Annotated in this window: 15 protein-coding genes and 1 tRNA gene; 8 read left to right on the plus strand and 8 right to left on the minus strand. The window is 69.8% G+C overall.

The features are described from left to right. The first annotated feature begins 5 nt into the window (after positions 1-5). Together OHT61_RS08125 and OHT61_RS08130 are read left to right on the plus strand one after the other, a co-directional pair. The gene (locus OHT61_RS08125) at positions 6-932 is read left to right on the plus strand and encodes an ABC transporter ATP-binding protein (RefSeq protein ID WP_329043148.1); all 927 of its coding nucleotides are present in this window, start codon (positions 6-8) and stop codon (positions 930-932) included. Continuing rightward, a complete protein-coding gene (locus OHT61_RS08130) occupies positions 929-1,645 on the plus strand; it encodes an ABC transporter ATP-binding protein (protein WP_329036356.1) in 717 nt (238 codons plus the stop codon). Before OHT61_RS08125 ends, OHT61_RS08130 begins: the two co-directional genes overlap by 4 nt. Positions 1,646-1,720: 75 nt before the next feature. Here OHT61_RS08130 and OHT61_RS08135 read toward each other — a convergent pair whose 3' ends face one another. Continuing rightward, positions 1,721-2,377 carry an ANTAR domain-containing response regulator gene (locus OHT61_RS08135; protein WP_329036359.1) on the minus strand — a complete coding sequence of 219 codons (657 nt, stop codon included), beginning with the start codon at positions 2,375-2,377 and terminating at the stop codon, positions 1,721-1,723. Positions 2,378-2,469: 92 nt separating this feature from the next. Between OHT61_RS08135 and OHT61_RS08140 the strand changes: the two genes are divergently transcribed. Both OHT61_RS08140 and OHT61_RS08145 read left to right on the plus strand, forming a co-directional pair. Then, positions 2,470-2,553: transfer RNA gene (locus OHT61_RS08140), tRNA-Leu, on the plus strand. An 84-nt stretch (positions 2,554-2,637) separates the two neighbouring features. Then, positions 2,638-3,426 carry a helix-turn-helix domain-containing protein gene (locus OHT61_RS08145; protein WP_329036361.1) on the plus strand — a complete coding sequence of 263 codons (789 nt, stop codon included), beginning with the start codon at positions 2,638-2,640 and terminating at the stop codon, positions 3,424-3,426. A 6-nt stretch (positions 3,427-3,432) separates the two neighbouring features. On the opposite strand, the gene pyk is transcribed toward OHT61_RS08145, so the two are convergent. Further along, positions 3,433-4,866, minus strand: a complete 1,434-nt coding sequence (gene pyk / locus OHT61_RS08150) for a pyruvate kinase (protein WP_329036363.1) — start codon at positions 4,864-4,866, stop codon at positions 3,433-3,435. 257 nt (positions 4,867-5,123) lie between these two features. On the opposite strand from pyk, the gene OHT61_RS08155 reads away from it, so the two are divergent. Then, entirely contained in the window at positions 5,124-6,935 is a 1,812-nt protein-coding gene (locus OHT61_RS08155; protein ID WP_329036365.1) for a bifunctional metallophosphatase/5'-nucleotidase, read from the plus strand. Between the two features lie 247 nt (positions 6,936-7,182). Here OHT61_RS08155 and OHT61_RS08160 read toward each other — a convergent pair whose 3' ends face one another. The 5 genes from OHT61_RS08160 to OHT61_RS08180 form a co-directional block, all read right to left on the minus strand. Continuing rightward, positions 7,183-7,521 (minus strand): hypothetical protein, encoded by a 339-nt coding sequence (locus OHT61_RS08160; protein ID WP_329036367.1) that lies wholly within the window; start codon positions 7,519-7,521, stop codon positions 7,183-7,185. Positions 7,522-7,632: 111 nt separating this feature from the next. After that, positions 7,633-9,063 carry a lysine N(6)-hydroxylase/L-ornithine N(5)-oxygenase family protein gene (locus OHT61_RS08165; RefSeq protein ID WP_329036369.1) on the minus strand — a complete coding sequence of 477 codons (1,431 nt, stop codon included), beginning with the start codon at positions 9,061-9,063 and terminating at the stop codon, positions 7,633-7,635. Next, the gene (locus tag OHT61_RS08170) at positions 9,060-10,460 is read right to left on the minus strand and encodes a pyridoxal phosphate-dependent decarboxylase family protein (protein ID WP_329036371.1); all 1,401 of its coding nucleotides are present in this window, start codon (positions 10,458-10,460) and stop codon (positions 9,060-9,062) included. The genes OHT61_RS08165 and OHT61_RS08170 overlap by 4 nt, the downstream gene beginning before the upstream one ends. A gap of 254 nt (positions 10,461-10,714) precedes the next feature. Next, positions 10,715-13,267 carry an aminopeptidase N gene (gene pepN, locus OHT61_RS08175; protein WP_329036373.1) on the minus strand — a complete coding sequence of 851 codons (2,553 nt, stop codon included), beginning with the start codon at positions 13,265-13,267 and terminating at the stop codon, positions 10,715-10,717. Between the two features lie 199 nt (positions 13,268-13,466). Next, positions 13,467-13,790 carry a chorismate mutase gene (locus tag OHT61_RS08180; RefSeq protein WP_329036375.1) on the minus strand — a complete coding sequence of 108 codons (324 nt, stop codon included), beginning with the start codon at positions 13,788-13,790 and terminating at the stop codon, positions 13,467-13,469. Between the two features lie 143 nt (positions 13,791-13,933). Here OHT61_RS08180 and OHT61_RS08185 point away from each other — a divergent pair, with 143 nt between their 5' ends. Next, a complete protein-coding gene (locus tag OHT61_RS08185; protein WP_329036377.1) occupies positions 13,934-15,742 on the plus strand; it encodes a glycoside hydrolase family 35 protein in 1,809 nt (602 codons plus the stop codon). Between the two features lie 6 nt (positions 15,743-15,748). Here the strand turns inward: OHT61_RS08185 and OHT61_RS08190 are convergent, their stop codons facing one another. Next, positions 15,749-16,525 carry a S1 family peptidase gene (locus OHT61_RS08190; protein ID WP_329036379.1) on the minus strand — a complete coding sequence of 259 codons (777 nt, stop codon included), beginning with the start codon at positions 16,523-16,525 and terminating at the stop codon, positions 15,749-15,751. A 376-nt stretch (positions 16,526-16,901) separates the two neighbouring features. Between OHT61_RS08190 and OHT61_RS08195 the strand changes: the two genes are divergently transcribed. Both OHT61_RS08195 and OHT61_RS08200 read left to right on the plus strand, forming a co-directional pair. Next, positions 16,902-17,807, plus strand: a complete 906-nt coding sequence (locus OHT61_RS08195; protein WP_329036381.1) for a hypothetical protein — start codon at positions 16,902-16,904, stop codon at positions 17,805-17,807. Between the two features lie 38 nt (positions 17,808-17,845). Next, on the plus strand, positions 17,846-18,916 hold the full coding sequence (locus tag OHT61_RS08200; RefSeq protein ID WP_329036383.1) for an ankyrin repeat domain-containing protein: 1,071 nt from the start codon (positions 17,846-17,848) through the stop codon (positions 18,914-18,916). Positions 18,917-19,088: the final 172 nt, after the last annotated feature.

The raw sequence follows: 19,088 nt of genomic DNA on the forward strand, positions 1-19,088 counted from the left end.
ACACCATGACGACCACCACCGAAACGACCACCACCCAGACCACCACGACACCCGTGCTCGACGCCTCCGGCGTCACCATGCGCTTCGGCGGACTCACCGCCGTACGCGACGTCGACCTCAAGGTCAACGCAGGCGAGATCGTCGGACTCATCGGCCCCAACGGCGCCGGCAAGACCACCTTCTTCAACTGCCTCACCGGCCTCTACGTCCCCACCGAAGGCACGGTCCGCTACAAGGGCACCGTCCTGCCACCCAAGCCCCACCTCGTCACCCAGGCAGGAATCGCCCGCACCTTCCAGAACATCCGGCTCTTCGCCAACATGACCGTCCTGGAAAACGTCCTCGTCGGACGCCACACCAGGACCAAGGAAGGCCTCTGGTCCGCCCTCCTGCGCGGCCCCGGCTTCAAGAGGGCCGAAGCCGCGTCCCACGCACGCGCCATGGAACTCCTCGAGTTCATCGGCCTCCAGGACAAGGCCGACCACCTCGCACGCAACCTCCCCTACGGAGACCAGCGCAAGCTGGAGATCGCGCGCGCACTCGCCAGCGACCCCGGCCTCCTCCTCCTGGACGAGCCCACCGCCGGCATGAACCCCCAGGAAACCCGCGTCACCGAAGAACTCATCTTCGCCATCCGCGACATGGGCATCGCCGTACTCGTCATCGAGCACGACATGCGCTTCATCTTCAACCTCTGCGACCGCGTCGCCTGCCTCGTCCAGGGCGAAAAACTCGTCGAAGGCACACCCGCCGTCGTCCAGGGCGACGAACGCGTCATCGCCGCCTACCTCGGCACCCCCTTCGAAGGGGACACCACCGACACCGCCGAGAACGCAGCCACACCCGCGGAAACACCGGACACCACCGCAACCGAAGCCCCCGCGGCCGACGACGCGGAGCGCACCACCAGCACAGAAGGGGAAACCCAGTGACCGCACTGCTCGAGGTCGAAGACCTCAGGGTCGCCTACGGCAAGATCGAAGCCGTCAAGGGAATCTCCTTCACCGTCGAAGCCGGCCAGGTCGTCACCCTCATCGGCACCAACGGCGCCGGCAAGACCACCACCCTGCGCACCCTCTCCGGCCTCCTCAAGCCCTCCGGCGGCCGGATCCTCTTCGACGGCAAACCCCTCGCCGGCATCCCCGCCCACAAGATCGTGGCACTCGGCCTCGCCCACTCCCCCGAAGGCCGCCACATCTTCCCCCGCCTCACCATCGCCGAGAACCTCCAGCTCGGCGCCTTCCTGCGCACCGACAAAGCAGGCATCGAGAAGGACATCCAGCGCGCCTACGACCTCTTCCCCATCCTCGGGGAACGCCGCAAGCAGGCCGCCGGAACCCTCTCGGGCGGCGAACAGCAGATGCTCGCCATGGGACGCGCCCTCATGTCCCAGCCCAAACTGCTCATGCTCGACGAGCCCTCCATGGGACTCTCCCCGATCATGATGCAGAAGATCATGGAGACCATCGTCGAACTCAAGGCGTCCGGCACCACGATCCTGCTCGTCGAACAGAACGCCCAGGCCGCCCTCTCCCTCGCGGACCAGGGCCACGTCATGGAGGTCGGCAAGGTCGTCCTCTCCGGCACCGGCGCCGACCTCCTCCACGACGAGTCGGTCCGCAAGGCCTACCTCGGCGAGGACTGAGCACCCGCCCACACGAAAGGGCCCGCCCACGGAAGAACATCCGGGGCGGGCCCTTTCGTGCAGGCGGCCGACGACCTACTCGGCCGACTTCTTCTTCTCCTCGGCATCCTCGATCAGCGCCTCCGCCAGCTGCTGCATCGACATCCGGCGGTCCATCGACGTCTTCTGGATCCAGCGGAACGCGGCAGGCTCCGACAGCCCGTAATCCGTCTGCAGAATGCTCTTCGCCCGGTCCACCAGCTTCCGCGTCTCCAGCCGCTGCGAGAGATCCGCGATCTCACCCTCCAGCGCCTTCAGCTCCGCGAACCGCGACACCGCCATCTCGATCGCCGGCACCACATCGCTCTTGCTGAACGGCTTCACCAGATACGCCATCGCCCCGGCGTCCCGGGCCCGCTCCACCAGATCCCGCTGCGAGAACGCCGTCAGCATCAGAACCGGGGCGATCGACTCCTCGGCGATCTTCTCCGCGGCCGAGATCCCGTCCAGCACCGGCATCTTCACGTCCAGGATCACGAGATCCGGGCGGTGCTCCCGGGCCAGCTCGACGGCCTGCTGACCGTCCCCGGCCTCACCGACGACCGAGTAGCCCTCCTCCTCCAGCATCTCCTTGAGGTCCAGGCGGATGAGCGCCTCGTCCTCGGCGATGACGACGCGGGTCGTCAGCGGCGGGACGTGCGACTTGTCGTCGTCGGCGGCGTCTACGGGCTGGGGCGACTCGGGGGTGGTCACGGGGCTCCTTGGTATGGGGCGTACTGCTGCGAAGCAGCCTACCTACCCGCCGCCGCCAGCAGTCACCAGGTACACTTCTGTCCGGCTACCTGGCCGGGTTGGCGCAATTGGCTGACGCGGAGGTCTCAAACACCTCTGCCCGAAAGGGCATGTGGGTTCGAATCCCATACCCGGCACTTCAGGCGATGCGGATGCTCACGTTCTCGTGAACATCCGCATTCTGCTACTCGCTGCCTCGGAACGTCACGCACAGTGTTGACATGATCTTCCATGGCACGGAAGTGCGTCAAAATGCCCTCGCCCTTCTAAATACCGGCGTCGGGAACGCGGAAGTCGCGCGTCGCCTGCAAGTACCTCGCGGCACGGTCTCGTACTGGCTACATATAGACCGCTCCAAGCGAAACGCCTGTCCGGGCGCACATAACCCCACCTGTCATCGATGCGACGGTGTCATGCTCCCTGCGTCTGACTACGTCTACCTCTTGGGCCTCTACCTGGGCGATGGCCACATCAGCCAGTACTCGCAGCACCGAGTGCCGAACCTCATGATCACCCTGGACGACTCCTGGCCCGGCATCCAAGCCGAAGCGGAAAGGTCAATGCGCATAGTTTTCCCCGACAACGCCACATGTCGCGTGCGCAAGACCGGCTGCCACAACATCAAGGTCTACTCGAAGCACCTGCCCTGCCTTTTTCCGCAACACGGGCCGGGCCGGAAACACGAGCGGAAGATCGAACTGGAAGCGTGGCAACAAGAACTCGTCGACGCGAACCCCTGGGCCCTCGTCCGTGGACTCGTTCACTCCGACGGTTGCAGGATCACCAACTGGACGACCCGGATGGTAGGCGGAACCCGCAAGCGGTACGAATACCCGAGGTACTGGTTCACCAATGTCTCGGACGACATCCGCCGCCTGTACACCGACACCCTGGACAAGCTCGGCGTCGAGTGGACGCACTGCACCCGCGCGGGCAAGGAGTACAACATCTCCGTAGCCCGACGGGCGTCCGTGGCTCTCATGGACGCTCACGTCGGGCCGAAGTACTGACGACCGTTACTTCGGGCTGTCGTCCTCGCCGATGTGGTGCACCCGTACCAGGTTCGTCGAGCCCGCGACTCCGGGCGGCGAGCCGGCGGTGATGACCACGATGTCGCCCTTCTTGCAGCGCCCGATCCGCAGCAGCTCCTCGTCGACCTGCGCCACCATCGCGTCCGTCGAGTCCACGTGCGGCCCGAGGAAGGTCTCGACGCCCCACGTCAGATTCAGCTGCGCACGGGTGGCCTGGTCCGGGGTGAAGGCCAGGAGCGGGATCGGGGAGCGGTAGCGGGAGAGGCGTTTGACCGTGTCGCCGCTCTGGGTGAAGGCCACGAGGAACTTGGCGCCGAGGAAGTCGCCCATCTCGGCGGCGGCGCGGGCGACGGCGCCGCCCTGGGTGCGGGGCTTGTTGCGGTCGGTGAGGGGCGGGAGGCCCTTGGCGAGGATGTCCTCCTCGGCGGCCTCGACGATGCGGGCCATGGTGCGGACCGTCTCGACGGGGTACTTGCCGACGCTGGTCTCACCGGAGAGCATCACCGCGTCCGTACCGTCGATGACGGCGTTGGCGACGTCGGAGGCCTCGGCGCGGGTGGGGCGGGAGTTGTCGATCATCGAGTCGAGCATCTGGGTGGCGACGATGACCGGCTTGGCGTTGCGCTTGGCGAGCTTGATGGCGCGCTTCTGGACGATGGGGACCTGTTCCAGGGGCATTTCGACGCCGAGGTCGCCGCGGGCGACCATGATGCCGTCGAAGGCGGCGACGATGTCGTCGATGTTGTCGACGGCCTGGGGCTTTTCGACCTTGGCGATGACGGGGAGGCGGCGTTCCTCCTCGTCCATGATGCGGTGGACGTCGTCGATGTCGCGTCCGGTGCGTACGAAGGAGAGGGCGATGACGTCGGCGCCGGTGCGGAGGGCCCAGCGGAGGTCGTCGATGTCCTTTTCGCTGAGTGCGGGGACGGAGACGGCGACGCCGGGGAGGTTGAGTCCCTTGTGGTCGGAGACCATGCCGCCTTCGATGACGGTGGTGTGGACGCGGGGTCCGTCGACGTCGGTGACTTCGAGGGTGACGCGTCCGTCGTCGATGAGGATGCGTTCGCCGGTGGTGACGTCGGTGGCGAGTCCGTCGTAGGTGGTGCCGCAGGCGTGGCGGTCGCCTTCCATGGGTTCGACGGTGATGGTGAAGGTGTCGCCGCGTTCAAGGAGTACGGGGCCTTCGGCGAAGCGGCCGAGGCGGATCTTCGGGCCTTGAAGGTCGGCGAGGATTCCTACGCTGCGGCCGGTTTCTTCGGAGGCTTTGCGTACGTGGTTGTAGCGCTCTTCGTGTTCGGCGTAGGTGCCGTGGCTGAGGTTGAGGCGGGCGATGTCCATTCCCGCTTCGACGAGTGCCTTGATCTGCTCGTATGAGTCGGTGGCGGGTCCCAGGGTACAAACGATTTTTGCTCGTCGCATGGTTCGAGCCTAGACCTTACCTATGGGTAGGTATTTGTCTCTGCATGACTGTCCAACAGCCTTTGCGTGAAGGGTTATTGACAACTGTTGAATTGTGCGGCGGCGCGCTCCGATGAGCGTGCGCGGGGGTGGCGCGGGGTGGTGGGCCGGGGTGGTGGGTGGCCTGGTCATCAGATCGAAACCTGTGGGGGGTGTTGCGGGTGGTGGCGGCTGGGCCAGAATCTACGCGCGTTGTTCGCACGAACGAGGAGTCAAGGATGCCGTTGAACCGTAGGACGTTTCTGGGCCGGTCGGCTGTGGCCGGCGCCGGTGTGGCGCTTGCCGGTGGGGTCGGTGCGGGGTCCGCGGAGGCCGTGGGGCCGAAGGGGCACGGTCATGGGCGTCCGCCGAAGCGGTACTCGTTCACGGTGATGGGGACGACGGATCTGCATGGGAACGTCTTCAACTGGGATTACTTCACGGACAAGGAGTTCGACGACAAGGCGCACAACGACGTCGGTCTGGCGAAGATCTCGACGTTGGTGAACCGGATCCGTGAGGAGCGGGGTCGTGGCAACACGTTGCTGATCGACGCGGGCGACACGATCCAGGGCACGCAGTTGTCGTACTACTACGCGAAGGTCGATCCGATCACGGCGCGGCGTGGTCCGGTGCATCCGATGGCGCAGGCGATGAACAAGATCGGTTATGACGCTGCCGCGCTCGGTAACCACGAGTTCAACTACGGCATTCCGGTGCTGCGCAAGTTCGAGGAGCAGTGTGACTTTCCGCTGCTCGGTGCGAACGCGCTGGATGCGAAGACGCTGCGGCCGGCGTTCGCCCCGTATGTGATCAAGCGGGTGCGTACGCCGCACGGGCGCGATGTGCGGGTGGCGGTGCTGGGGTTGACGAATCCGGGTATCGCGATCTGGGACAAGGCGAATGTGGGCGGGAAGATGGTGTTCCCGGGTCTTGAGGAGCAGGCGGCGAAGTGGGTGCCGAGGCTTCGTTCGATGGGCGCGGATGTGGTGATCGTTTCTGCGCACTCGGGTTCGTCGGGCACTTCGTCGTACGGGGATCAGCTGCCGTACGTCGAGAACGCCGCGGGTCTGGTGGCGGAGCAGGTGCCGGGGATCGACGCGATTCTGGTGGGTCACGCGCATTCGGAGATTCCCGAGTACTTCGTGACGAACAAGGAGACGGGGAAGCAGGTCGTCCTCTCGGAGCCGCTGAAGTGGGGCCAGCGGCTGACGCTGTTCGACTTCGACCTGGTGTGGGAGAAGGGCCGCTGGGTGGTCGAGAAGGTGGGCGCTTCGGTGCTGAACTCGAACACGGTGCCCGAGGACCCGCGGATCGCGTCGATGCTCGGGGACGAGCACAAGAAGGTCGTGGCGTATGTGAACCAGGTGATCGGTACGTCGGTGGCGGCGATGTCGACGGTGGACGCGCCGTGGAAGGACGAGCCGGTCATCGATCTGATCAACCTGGTGCAGGCGGAGACGGTGAAGGCGGCGCTGGCGGGTGGGGAGTACGCGGCGTTGCCGGTGCTGTCGCAGGCTGCCTGTTTCTCGCGTACGGCGGCGATTCCCGCGGGTGAGGTGACGATCAAGGATGCCGCGGGGCTGTATCCGTTCGAGAACACGTTGGAGGCGCGGCTTCTGACGGGTGCGCAGTTGAAGGACTATCTGGAGTTCTCGGCGAAGTACTACGTGCAGACGGCTGCGGGGGCGCCGGTGGATACGTCGAAGCTGACGAACGCGGAGAGCATTCCGGACTACAACTATGACGTGGTGTCGGGGGTGTCGTACGACATCGACATCGCGAAGCCGGCCGGTTCGCGGATCGTGGGGTTGTCGTTCGAGGGGGCGCCGGTGGATCCGGCGGCGCAGTTCGTGTTCGCGGTGAACAACTATCGGGCGAGCGGCGGGGGCAACTTCCCGCATGTTCCGGGTGCGAAGCAGTTGTGGGCGAATTCGGACGAGATCCGGAACACGATCATCGGTTGGGTGAAGGCGAAGGGTTCGGTGGATCCGGCGGAGTTCGCTTCGGTGGACTGGCGTCTGACGCGTGAGGGTGTGCCGGTGTTCTAGTTCCGGTCGTATCGCTCGTCCTCGGGCCCCCGGCGGTTCGCCGGCGGGGGCCCGGTGCGTTCCGGGCCGCGCTCGGGGCTCCGGGGATTGGGCGGGGATTCCGGCTTTCCGTGCTCGCCGCCCGTCGAGGTCTCTCGGGCGTCACCGATGCGCCGGGGCGCTTCTTGTACGGATCTCGCCACGTGGGGCTGCTGTGGTCCGCCCGCCCCTTCCGTGGTCAGGCTGCGGGAGGGGCGGGCGGGGCGCGTCAGATGGTGACGCAGATGCCGTCTTCGATGACGCGGCCGTCGCGTTCCAGGGCGCCGCAGACGAGGCTGGCGTTGGCCTGCTCGTAGCCCACGGCCCAGCGGTGGCTGGCGGCCGCGACTCGTCCGGAGCGGAATTCTCCCCAGTAGGCGCGCAGGGTGCCGGAGTTTCCGTCCCTGGTCTGGACGGTGATGTCCTGGACGAACCTGTTGTGGTGGGCGGTCATGACGCAGATGTACTGGCCGCACTGGCTGTGGACTGCGGCGTTGGCGGGGGCGGCGGCGATCAGGGACAGGGTGCCGGCTGCGAGCAGGGTCGCGAGCTTCCTCATGTTGATCATGCTTGCTCAACGATCATGCGGCGCATCCGTGACGGGCTCGTGATGGATCTTCGCCGGCCCGGACCGGGGTGTGGGTGGGTGCTCGCTGTTTCCCCTGTCGTTGTTCCGGTGTCAGTGGCCTTGGGCGAGGGGGGTGAGGGTGGGGTTCTGGCCGGGGATCGCGGGGGCGGTGCGGGGGGTGAGGCCGAAGGTGGTGAAGGCGGTGCGTTGTGGCAGGGGGTAGGGGGTGGTGCCGGTGAGGTTGTTGAGGATGGTGGCGCTGCGCCAGGCGGCGAGTCCGAGGTCGGGGGCGCCGACTCCGTGGGTGTGGCGTTCGGCGTTCTGTACGTAGATGTTGCCGGTGAGGGCGGGGTCGAGGTCGAGGCGGAAGTCGGTGTGGATGCGGGGGCGTCCTTGGGTGTCGCGGCGGATGTGGGGGGCGATGCCGGTGAGGAGGGTGTCCAGGGGGCGTTCGCGGTAGCCGGTGGCGAGGACGACGGCGTCGGTGGTGAGGCGGCTTCGGGTGGCCTGCTGGGTGTGTTCGAGGTGGAGCTCGATGCGGTTTCCGCTGCCGGAGATGCGGCCCGCGGTGCGGACGCCGACCCCGGGGGTGAGGGTGGCGTCGGGCCAGCCGCCGTGGAGGGTGCGCCGGTAGAGCTCGTGGTGGATGGCGGCGATGGTGTCGGTGTCGATGCCCTTGTGGAGTTGCCACTGCTGGGGGACGAGGCTGTCGCGTACGTGCTCGGGGAGTGCGTGGAAGTAGTGGGTGTAGTCGGGGGTGAAGTGTTCGAGGCCGAGTTTCGAGTACTCCATGGGCGCGAAGGCCTGGGTCCGGGCGAGCCAGTGGATTCTTTCGACGCCCTGGGGACGGGCGCGGAGGAGGTCGAGGAAGATCTCGGCGCCCGACTGGCCGGAGCCGATGACGGTGATGTGCCCGGCTTCGAGGAGTTGTTCGCGGTGGTGGAGGTAGTCGGCGGAGTGGATGACGGGGACGCCGGGGGCTTCGGCGAGGGGCCGGAGGGGTTCGGGGATGAAGGGGGCGGTGCCGACGCCGAGGGCGATGTGGCGGGTGTGGGTGTGGCCGGGGGTGCGGGTTTCGCCGTCGGGGCCGAGGTGGGTGTAGTCGACTTCGTAGTGGGCCCGGTCGGTGTTCCAGCGGATGGAGTCGACCTGGTGGTTGAAGTGGATGGTGGGGAGTTGTTCGCTGACCCATCGGCAGTAGGCGTCGTATTCGGCGCGGTGGATGTGGAACTGCTCGGCGAAGTAGAAGGGGTAGAGGCGGTCGCGGGTGCGGAGGTAGTTGAGGAAGGTCCAGGGGCTGGTGGGGTCGGCGAGGGTGGTGAGGTCGGCGAGGAAGGGGACTTGGAGGGTGGCGCCGTCGATGAGGAGGCCGGGGTGCCAGTGGAAGGCGGGGCGTTGTTCGTAGAAGGCGGTGGTGAGCGGCCGGTCCGCGGTGGTGGGGATGCCGTGGGCGAGGGCGGCGAGGGAGAGGTTGAAGGGGCCCAGGCCGATGCCGATGAGGTCGTGGGGCCGGTCGCCTGCGGGGGTGGTCCGGTCGGTCATCGGGGTGTGCTGCCTTCCTTGGTGGCGCCGGTGTGGGCGTGGGTGACGTGGTCGAGGAGGCGTTGGAGGTCGGTGGGGGTGGTGTGGGGGTTGAGGAGGGTGGCTTTGAGCCAGAGGCCGTTGTGGGTGCGGGCGCGGCCGAGTACGGCGTGGCCTTGGTCGAGGAGGGTGCGGCGGATGGTGGCGACGGTGGTGTCGTCGGTGTGGGTGGGGCGGAAGAGGACGGTGCTGATGGTGGGGCGGTCGTAGAGGTCGAATGCGGGGTGTCGGTGGATGAGGTCGGCGAGGTGGTGGGCGGAGGCGATGGTGCGGTCGATGAGGTCGGCGAGTCCGTCGCGGCCGAGTGCTTGGAGGGTGACGGCGATCTTCAGGGCGTCGGGGCGGCGTGTGGTGCGCAGGGAGCGGCCGAGGAGGTCGGGGATGCCGGCTTCGGTGTCGTCGTCGGCGTTGAGGTAGGGGGCGTGGTGGTGCAGGGGGTGGAGGTCGTGGTGGTGGGGAACGGCGAGGATGCCGGCCGATGCGGGCTGCCAGCCGAGTTTGTGCAGGTCGAGGGTGACGCTGTGGGCACGGTGGAGGCTCTTGAGGGTGTGGCGGTGGGTGGGGCTGAAGAGGAGGGGACCGCCGTAGGCGGCGTCGATGTGGAGTTCGGCGCCGTGGGTGGTGGTGAGGTCGGCGATGTCGGTGAGGGGGTCGATCTGGCCGGTGTCGGTGGTGCCTGCGGTGGCGGTGACGAGGAGGGGGCCTTGGAGGCGGGTGAGGGCGTTGTGGAGGGTGAGGGGGTCGATGGTGCCGGTGGGGGTGGGGAGGATGACGGGTTCGGGGAGGCCGAGGAGCCAGGCGGCGCGGGTGATGCTGTGGTGGGCGTTGGCGCCGCAGATGGCGCGGACGGGGCCGTGGCGTTCGCGGGCGAGCAGGAGGGCCAGTTGGTTGGCTTCGGTGCCGCCGGTGGTGATGAGGGCGTCGGGGTGGGGGGTGTGGGGGTAGATCTCGGTGGCGAGTGCGGTGGTGAGGGCGGTTTCGAGGGCGGAGGCGGCGGGTGCCTGGTCCCAGGAGTCCATGGAGGGGTTGAGGGCGGAGGCCGCGAGGTCGGCCGCCGCGGCGAGTGCGAGGGGTGGGGTGTGGAGGTGGGCGGCACAGTGGGGGTGTGCGGGGTCGGCGGCGCCTTCCGCGAGTGCGGTGACGAGGGTGCGCAGGGCGTGGTGGGCGCCGGTTCCGTGGTCGGGGATGACGGGGCCGGTGGTGCGGTGGAGGTGTTGGGTGACGTGGTCGGGGCCGCCGGCGGGGAGGGGGCCGTCGCGGCGGGCGGCGCCTTCGTGGAGTGCGTCGAGGACGGTGTCGAGGAGGGGGCGCAGGTGGGTGGGGCCGGCGGTGCCTCCGGCGAGGGGTGGGGTGGGCATGGGTGGTGTGGTCCTTCGGGTGCGCGGGGCGGTGGTGTCAGCCTGTCCGGTGTGCGGAGGGGGCGGCCGAAGAGCCCAACGATCTGAACCCGAAAGGGGTACTGCTGTCCGGTGTGGGCGAGGTGGGGGGTGTGGTGCTGGTAGAGGAGTTCGCTGTTCGCATGACTGTGCCCGGCCCCTCGGGTGAGGGGCCGGGCACAGTTGTACCGGGGGTGCCGTGTGCGGCCGCCGCCGTGGATCAGTGGGTCAGTGGGTCAGTGGGCGTTGCGTACGGCGAGTGCGCGGCGGAGGTCGTCGAGCTGGTCGGTGAGTTTGCGGCGGAGTGCGGGGGTGAGTGCGGGGTCGTTCAGGGCGTCGGTGCCGATGCGGAGGCTGTGGGGGTCGACGGCGTGGACGGGGAAGGCGTGGCGTCCGGCGGCTTCGGCGATGGCGGGGCCGCGGCGGGTGGCGAGTGCGGTGGCGTCGGGGTAGTAGCGGGCGATGTAGTCATGGGTGAGTTCGTGCTGTTCGGGCTGCCAGAAGCCTTGGGCGGTGGCGGTGAAGAGGTAGTTGGACAGGGTGTCGTCGGTGAACATGGCGTGCCAGGCGGCGGCTTTGGCTTCGGGGGTGGGCAGGGCGGCGCGGCAGCGGGCGGCGCCTTCCTGGCCGGTGGCGCTGGGGTCGGTGTCGAGTTCGCGGGCGATGGCGGTCTCGTCGGTGGCGCCGAGGACGGCGAGGCGGGTGAGGATGCGCCAGCGGAGTTCGGGGTCGAGTTCGGGTCCGCCGGGGACGGTGCCTTCGGTGAGCCAGTCCTGGATGGTGTCGGGCTGGGTGGCGGCGTCGATGAAGTGGCGTACGGCGGTGAGGCGGAGGCCGGGGTTCGGGGTGCCGGGGCGGGGGGTGTCGTGGCCGTTTTCCCAGTCCTTGGGGGTGAGGCCTTCGGTGCGGCGCAGGAGGTCGCGGCAGAGGGAGGTGAGGGTGGTGAGGGCGGTGTGGCGGTCTTCGGGTGGGAGGTAGCGGCCGGCGATGTGGGTGGAGGCGAATTCGAGTACGCCGTGGACGAGAGCGAGGTCGGTTTCGTAGGGGAGGTGGGTGCGGGCGGCGGTGAGGTGGACGGTGGGGTGGAGTTCGCCGTCGCGGACCATGTCGCGGGCGGTGTTCCAGATGAGGGCGCGGGTGAGGGCGTCGGGGATGCCGGAGAGGTAGGTGAGGGCGGTGTTCCAGGAGTGGGTGTCGAGGCGGATCTTGGCGTAGGTGAGGTCGTTGTCGTTGAGGACGACGAGGTCGGGGCGGGTGCCGGGCTGGGGGGTGGGGGTGTCGTGCGTGGGGATGTCGAGTTCGAAGCGGTCGCGGAGGATGAGCTGTTCGGAGCCGGTCTGGGTGTCGAGGCTGTGGTCGTAGGTGCCGACGGCGATGCGGTGGGGGCGGTTGCCGGCGTGGTCGACCGTGAGGTTCCAGCTGTGGCCGGTGTTGTCGACGTGAGCGGTGAGGGTGTCGGCGCCGGTGGTGCGGAGCCAGGCGGCGGCCCAGGTGTGGACGTCGCGGTCGGTGGCGGTGGCGAGGTTGTCGATGAAGTCGGCGAGGGTGGCGTTGGCGAACTTGTGCCGGGCGAAGTGGGCGTTGATCCCGGCGAGGAAGTCCTTCTCGCCGAGCCAGGCGACGAGTTGGCGTAGGGCCGAGGCGCCCTTGGCGTAGGAGATGCCGTCGAAGTTGAGGAGGGCGGAGGCGGTGTCGGGGACGGCTTCGGGGTCGGGGGCGACGGGGTGGGTGCTGGGGCGCTGGTCGGCGTCGTAGCCCCAGCCCTTGCGGGAGACGCCGAAGTCGGTCCAGGTGTCGGTGAAGCGGGTGGCTTCGGTGAGCGTCTGGTAGCCCATGTATTCGGCGAAGGACTCGTTGAGCCAGATGTCGTCCCACCAGGTGAGGGTGACGAGGTCGCCGAACCACATGTGGGCCATCTCGTGGGCGATGGTGGTGGCGCGGGACTGGCGTTCGGTGTCGGTGACGGCGGAGCGGTAGATGTACTCGTCGCGGAAGGTGACGAGTCCGGGGTTCTCCATGGCGCCGGCGTTGAATTCGGGGACGAACGCCTGGTCGTAGGAGTCGAAGGGGTAGGGCTCGTCGAACTTCTCGTGGAAGCGGTCGTAGCAGTCGCGGGTGATGCCGAGGATCTCGTCGGCGTCGGCGTCGAGGTGGGGGGCGAGGGAGCGGCGGCAGTGGATGCCGAAGGGGATGCCGGCGTGGGTGGTGGTGACCGAGTGCCAGGGGCCGGCGGCGACGGCGACGAGGTAGGTGGAGATGGGTGGGGTGGGGGCGATGGTCCAGTGGCCTTCGGTGTCCTGGGTGGTGGTGCCGTTGCCGAGGACGGTCCAGGCGGGGGGTGCGGTGACGGTGATGTCGAAGACGGATTTGAGGTCGGGCTGGTCGAACGCGGCGAAGACCCGCTGGACGTCGTCGAGGAAGAGCTGGGTGTAGACGTAGGTCTCGCCGTCGGCGGGGTCGGTGAAGCGGTGCATGCCTTCGCCGGTGCGGGAGTAGCGCATGGTGGCGTCGACGGTGAGTTCGTGGGGGCCGGGGGTGAGGCGGTCCAGGGGGTAGCGGTTGCCGTCGAGGCGTTCGGGGTCCAGTGGTTGTCCGTCGAGGCTGAGTGAGCGCAGTGTCTCCGGCTTGATCTCCAGGAAGGTGTCTCCGGCGGTGCGGGCGGTGAACCGGATGACGGTACGGGAGCCGAAGGTCTCCTCGCCGGTGGTGAGGTCGAGGTCGACGGTGTACCGGTCTACGTCGAGGAGCTGGGCGCGGGTCTGCGCTTCGTTGCGCGTCAGTACGGACATGTGGCCCATGCTGCCGTACGGCTGCCGGGCTGTGCAGTGGGGTTCTCGCAGGGCTGACGGGTGGGGCGGGGCCGTGGGGCCTGCGAGGGTGTGGCGCGGGTGGCTCGCGGTGCGGCGCCGCGTTCCGGCGGGTGGGGGCGGGGGGCCGTCGTGGGTCCGGCGGGGCGCCCGCGAGGGGTGGTGCGGGCGCCGGCCGGGGTCAGTCCTCGGTGCCGGTGGATTCCTCGGCGATGCGCTCGTGGTGGCGGATGACCTCGGCGACGATGAAGTTCAGGAGTTTCTCGGCGAAGGCGGGGTCGAGCCGGGCGCTTTCGGCGAGCTGCCTGAGCCGGGTGATCTGGCGGGCTTCGCGGGCGGGGTCCGCGGGCGGCAGGTGGTGCTGGGCTTTGAGGTGGCCGACCTGCTGGGTGGCTTTGAAGCGCTCGGCGAGCATGTGGACGACTGCGGCGTCGATGTTGTCGATGCTCTCGCGCAGCCGGTTCAGTTCGGCGGTGACGTGCGCGTCGGTGTTGCTCGTGGTCATGGTCGACGAGCTTAGACGTAACGGTGGGTGGGTGGCCGGGGGTGGTGCCGGTGGGCGGTGGTCGGTGGCGGGGATGGACCGGGGGCCGGGGGGCGGCGATGCTGTGGGCCGGTACGGATCACTGACACAGGGGTGTATGCGCGATGACCGACTTCGCTGTGGTGGGCGACGAATTCCTTCTCGACGGGGAGCCCGTGCGGCTGCTGTCGGGGGCTCTGCACTACTTCCGGGTGCATGAGGAGCAGTGGGAGCACCGGTTGTCGATGCTGCGGGCGATGGGCCTGAACTGTGTGGAGACGTACGTGCCGTGGAATCTGCATGAGCCGCGGCCGGGGGCTCTGCGTGATGTGGGGGCGCTGGGGCGGTTTCTGGACGCGGTGGGGCGGGCGGGGCTGCTGGCGATCGTGCGGCCGGGTCCGTACATCTGCGCCGAGTGGGAGAACGGGGGGCTGCCCGCGTGGGTGACGGGCCGGTTCGGCCGGCGGGTGCGGACGCGGGACGCGGAGTACGGGGCGGAGGTGGAGCGCTGGTTCGGGGAGTTGCTGCCTCAGGTGGTGCGGCGGCAGGTGGGCCGGGGCGGCCCGGTGGTCATGGTGCAGGTGGAGAACGAGTACGGGAGTTACGGCTCGGACGGGGTTCATCTGGAGTGGCTGGCGGACCTTCTGCGGCGTTCGGGGGTGACGGTTCCGTTGTTCACGTCGGACGGGCCCGAGGATCACATGCTGACCGGGGGTTCGGTGCCGGGTGTCCTGGCGACGGCGAATTTCGGTTCGGGGGCGCGGGAGGCGTTCGGGGTGGTGCGTCGTCATCGGCCGGCGGGGCCGTTGATGTGCATGGAGTTCTGGTGCGGCTGGTTCGTGCACTGGGGTGCGGAGCCGGTGGTGCGGGACGCGGCGGAGACGGCTGGGGCGCTGCGGGAGATCCTGGAGTGCGGGGCGTCGGTGAATGTGTACATGGCGCAAGGGGGGACGAATTTCGCGGGGTGGGCGGGGGCGAACCGGGCGGGTGAGCTCCATGACGGGGCGTTGTCGGCGACGGTGACGTCGTACGACTACGACGCGCCGGTCGATGAGTACGGGCGGGCGACCGAGAAGTTCTGGCGGATGCGGGAGGTGCTGGCCGGGTACGCGGACGGTCCGCTGCCGGGGCTGCCGCCGGAGCCGGTGGGGTTGCGGGAGCCGGTGCGGGTGGCGTTGACGGGGGGTGCGCCGCTGGCGGGGGTGCTGGAGGTGCTGGGCGATCCGGAGACGGCGGAGTCGGGGGTGGCGCCGACGTTCGAGGAGCTGGGGGTGGACCGCGGTCTGGTGCGGTACCGGGTGGCGGTGCCGGGGCCGCGGCAGCCGTATCCGCTGGGGGTGACGGGGCTGCGGGACCGGGCGGTGGTGTACGTGGACGGGGTGCGGGCGGGGGTGCTCACGGAGGAGGACCACACGCTGGAGGAGCCGGTCGCGGGTCCCGCCGGGGTGGAGCTGTGGGTGGAGTCGCTGGGGCGGGTCAACTACGGGCCGCGGCTGGGTGAGCCGAAGGGCGTCACGGGCGGTGTGCTGCACGAGCGGCAGTTCCTGCACGGGATACGGGCGCGGGCGCTGCGGCTGGACGCGTTCGACGAGCCGGGGGCGGTGGGGCGGGTGCCGTTCGGGGCGCCCGGGGAGGTGGGGCCTACGGGGCTGTTCCGCGGGTCGTTCGATCTGGCGGACGCGGCGGGTACGGATCACGCGGGGATGGAACTGCCGGGCTGGACGCGTGGGTTCGTCTGGGTGAACGGTTTCTGCCTGGGCCGGTACTGGTCGGTGGGGCCCCACCGGCCGTTGTACGTGCCGGGGCCGGTGCTGCGTGAGGGTGCGAACGAGGTGTGGGTGCTGGAACTGGAGGGGGCGGGGGACCTGTTCGTGGAGCTGGGTCCGGGGGCGCCCGTCGGACAGGGCGCCCCCGGGGGCGTTGCTTCGGGGTGAGCGGTGTCAGAGGGTCGCGGCGGCGGAGGCGATGGCCGAGGCGAAGGTGGACACCTGGGTGTACACGCCGGGGTAGTCGGGCCGGGCGCAGCCCTGGCCCCAGCTGACGATGCCGACCTGGATCCATGCTCCGGCGTTGTCCTTGCGGAACATGGGGCCGCCGGAGTCGCCCTGGCAGGTGTCGACGCCGCCGGTGCCGACGTATCCGGCGCAGATCTCCTCGCTGGCCACGAGGTCGTTGCCGTAGGCCTGGCGGCAGGTGGCGTCGGAGACGTAGGGGACGGTCGCCTTGAGGAGGTAGCGCTGCTGGCCGCCGCCCTCGGTGGCGGCGCCCCATCCGGCGATGGTGAAGGTGCCGGTGTCGTAGGCGGTGGTGGTGGCGATCTTCAGGGTGGGCTGGTTGATGGGCTGGGCGAGCTTGATGAGTGCCCAGTCCTTGCCGGTGCCGTTGTAGCCGGGTGCCTGGAGGACCTTGGTGGAGCGGACCTTGACGGCGGCGGAGGACTGGAGGTCGACGACGCCGCCGGTGGCGGTGATGGAGGTGTTGTTGCCTGATCCGCTGACGCAGTGGGCGGCGGTGAGGACGACGTCCTGCCGGTAGAGGGCGCCGCCGCAGCCCATGGAGAGGCGGACCATGAAGGGGAACTCGCCCTGGGCGGCGCGGGTTCCGCCGACGACGGGCGCGGGGGCGGCGGTGGAGGCGGAGGGCTGGAGGCTGAGGGCGGCGAGGGCCACCGCGGCTATGACGGAGCATCTCTTGAGGGTGCGCAGAAGCTGCTTCACGGGCTGGCCTGCTTTCGTGTGGGGTCCGGTGGGGGGATGCTGCTGCAGGCGTGCGGGCGTGCGGGTGCTGGTCAGGGGGGCACCACCGCGTCATTTTCGGCATGCTCCCGACAAGAACGCTCCGATTATCGGGAAGCGGTCTCCGCTGCCACAAGGCAGGGTTTCCGGCCAAGATCGGCCCCGGACCCCGGACTCGGACCCCGGACTCGGATGACGGACTCGGATGACGGACCGGACCGGACCGCGGACAACGGACCGCGCACCGGCCTCCCCCCGCGGACCGGCCTTCCCGCGGCCCGCTCCCCCACGGCCCCTCCCCCACGGACCGGCCTACAGTGAAAGTCCGCTGGGAGTGTCGTGGAAGAGGGGGCCGGACGTGAGTGACGGCAGGGTCGGCGACGGCGGGGTCGTCCATGGCTTCCCGCACCTGGACGCGGTCCGGTCCGCGATCACCGCGCTCTACCGGCGCGTCTCCCCCGAGGGCGTGCACGCCTACGCCACGAGCCTCGCCCCGGCGGACGCGGCCTTCTCCGACGTGGACGATCTGCACCTGGGCGCCCAGCGGGTGGCCGCCGCCCTCGTGGGACATCTGCGTCTGCCGCAGGCCCGCGTGGTCGTCGGCTTCCGGCGGATGGAGCACGCGGCGAGTGTCGAACTCACGGCGGGTCCGGAGTACTTCATCGAGCTCAACGACCGTTTCCGCACGCACCGCAGGGACATCGGGGCGGCCCTCGCGCACGAGATCACCCACGTGCTGCTGCACCGGCTCGGCCTGGAGCTGCCCGGTACCCGCGACAACGAGATCCTCACCGACACGGTGACGGCGTACCTCGGCGCGGGGTGGCTGCTGCTGGACGCGTTCCGCCAGGACGCGGTGTCCAGCCAGAAGCTCGGCTATCTGACACCGGAGGAGTTCGGGTACGTGCTCGCCAAGCGGGCTGAGGTCTTCGGCGAGGACCCCTCGGTCTGGTTCACCAGCCCTCAGGCGTACACGGCGTACGCCGAGGGGCGGGCGCAGGCGCTGCGGGACCTGCGGCGGCCGCCGCTGACGGCCGCCGGGTGGGCGGGCAGGCGCCGCTACGCCAAGGACCGCCGTGACGCCGGAGCCGGCGCGGGCTCCGTCCGGAACCCGGCCGTGCCGTACGCCTTCGAGCGCGGGGCACAGGGGCTGCGGGTGTCGTTCCCCTGCCCCGTCTGCCACCAGCGGGTCCGTGTCCCGGTGCGGGGCAGGACGCGGGCCAGGTGCGGGCTGTGCCGGACGGTCCTGGAGTGCGACACCTGACCGGAGGGCTCCGGTCCGGACGGTCGTAGGGTCGGGGTATGACGAACGGTCCGCACGAGGCTGCGACACGCCTCTTCGACGCGCTGTACGACGGTGACGACGCCGTCGTGCGGGCGCTGCGCGCGGGCGCGTCCGCCGAGTCGCGCGACGAGGAGGGGACGACGGCGCTGTACCTGGCGTGTGTGCAGGACCTGCCCGGCACGGTGCGGATGCTGCTGGCCGCCGGAGCCGATCCCGACCGGGCCAGCGGGCCCGAGGACGGCGACCTGCCGCTGTGCGGGGCGGTGTGCGGCGGTCACACGGAGGTCGCGGGGGCGCTGCTGGCCGCCGGGGCGGATCCGGATCTGCGCGAGGGGTTCGGTTTCACCGCACTGCACTGGGCGTGCGAGCTGGGCCTGGCGGAGGTCGCGGGTGTCCTCCTCGCGCACGGGGCCGATCCCGATCTGCCGGGCCCGCACGGTGAGCCGCCGCTGGTGGTCGCGGCCCGGCGGGGGTCCTCCCGCACGGTCCGCACCCTGCTCGGGCACGGTGCGGGCGCGCTGTCCCCCGCCCTGGACGAGGCGCGGCGCGCCCTGGGTCTGGACGTGGAGCGCGAACTGCGCGGGGCGCTGCGTGCTCTGTACGGCGACGAGGGCCACGAGACGGTGGTGAGCCGCGCACCGGTGGACGGCGGGGTGACGGTCTCCGTCGAACTGCGGCGGGACGGCGAGGCGTTCGCCGGCCAGGAGCGGCAGACGGGCCACGGGGCGGTCGCGACGCTCCTGGAGGAACGGCTGGGGCTGCGGGCGTCGTTCGGTGAGCTCGCCGGGCGCGCGCTGCGGGACCGGGACCCGGATCTGGACAACTGGCTGGTGGCCGTGGGCGCGTTGTGGCTGCGGGGCGACGAGGAGACGTTCCGGGCGGCGGTCGCGTGGACGGCGCAGGACGATCCGCTGCGGCAGGTGTTCGGTGTGGACGTCCTGGCGCGGCTCGGATTCGGCACCGGCGGGAAGCCGTTCGCCGACCGGGCGGTCCCGCTGCTGCGGGAGGTGGCCCGGACGGGTGCCCCGGGGCCTGCGGGCGCGGCGCGGCGCGCGCTCGCCGGGTACGGGGAGACGTCCGGGGAGTGAGGCCCCCGGGCTTCGCAGCAGGGAACGGGATCGCGTCGCATCCCGTCGGTACGGGCACCCGCGGGCGGGCGGGGACATGCAAGAGGCCCCGCCCGCCCGGGAGTCGGAAGACTCCCCGGGCGGGCGGGGCCCCGCTGGACGCGGCCCGGCCCAGGCCGGTCGCCGCGTCCTC

The organism is Streptomyces sp. NBC_00178, from assembly GCF_036206005.1.
Classification (GTDB): Bacteria; Actinomycetota; Actinomycetes; order Streptomycetales; family Streptomycetaceae; genus Streptomyces.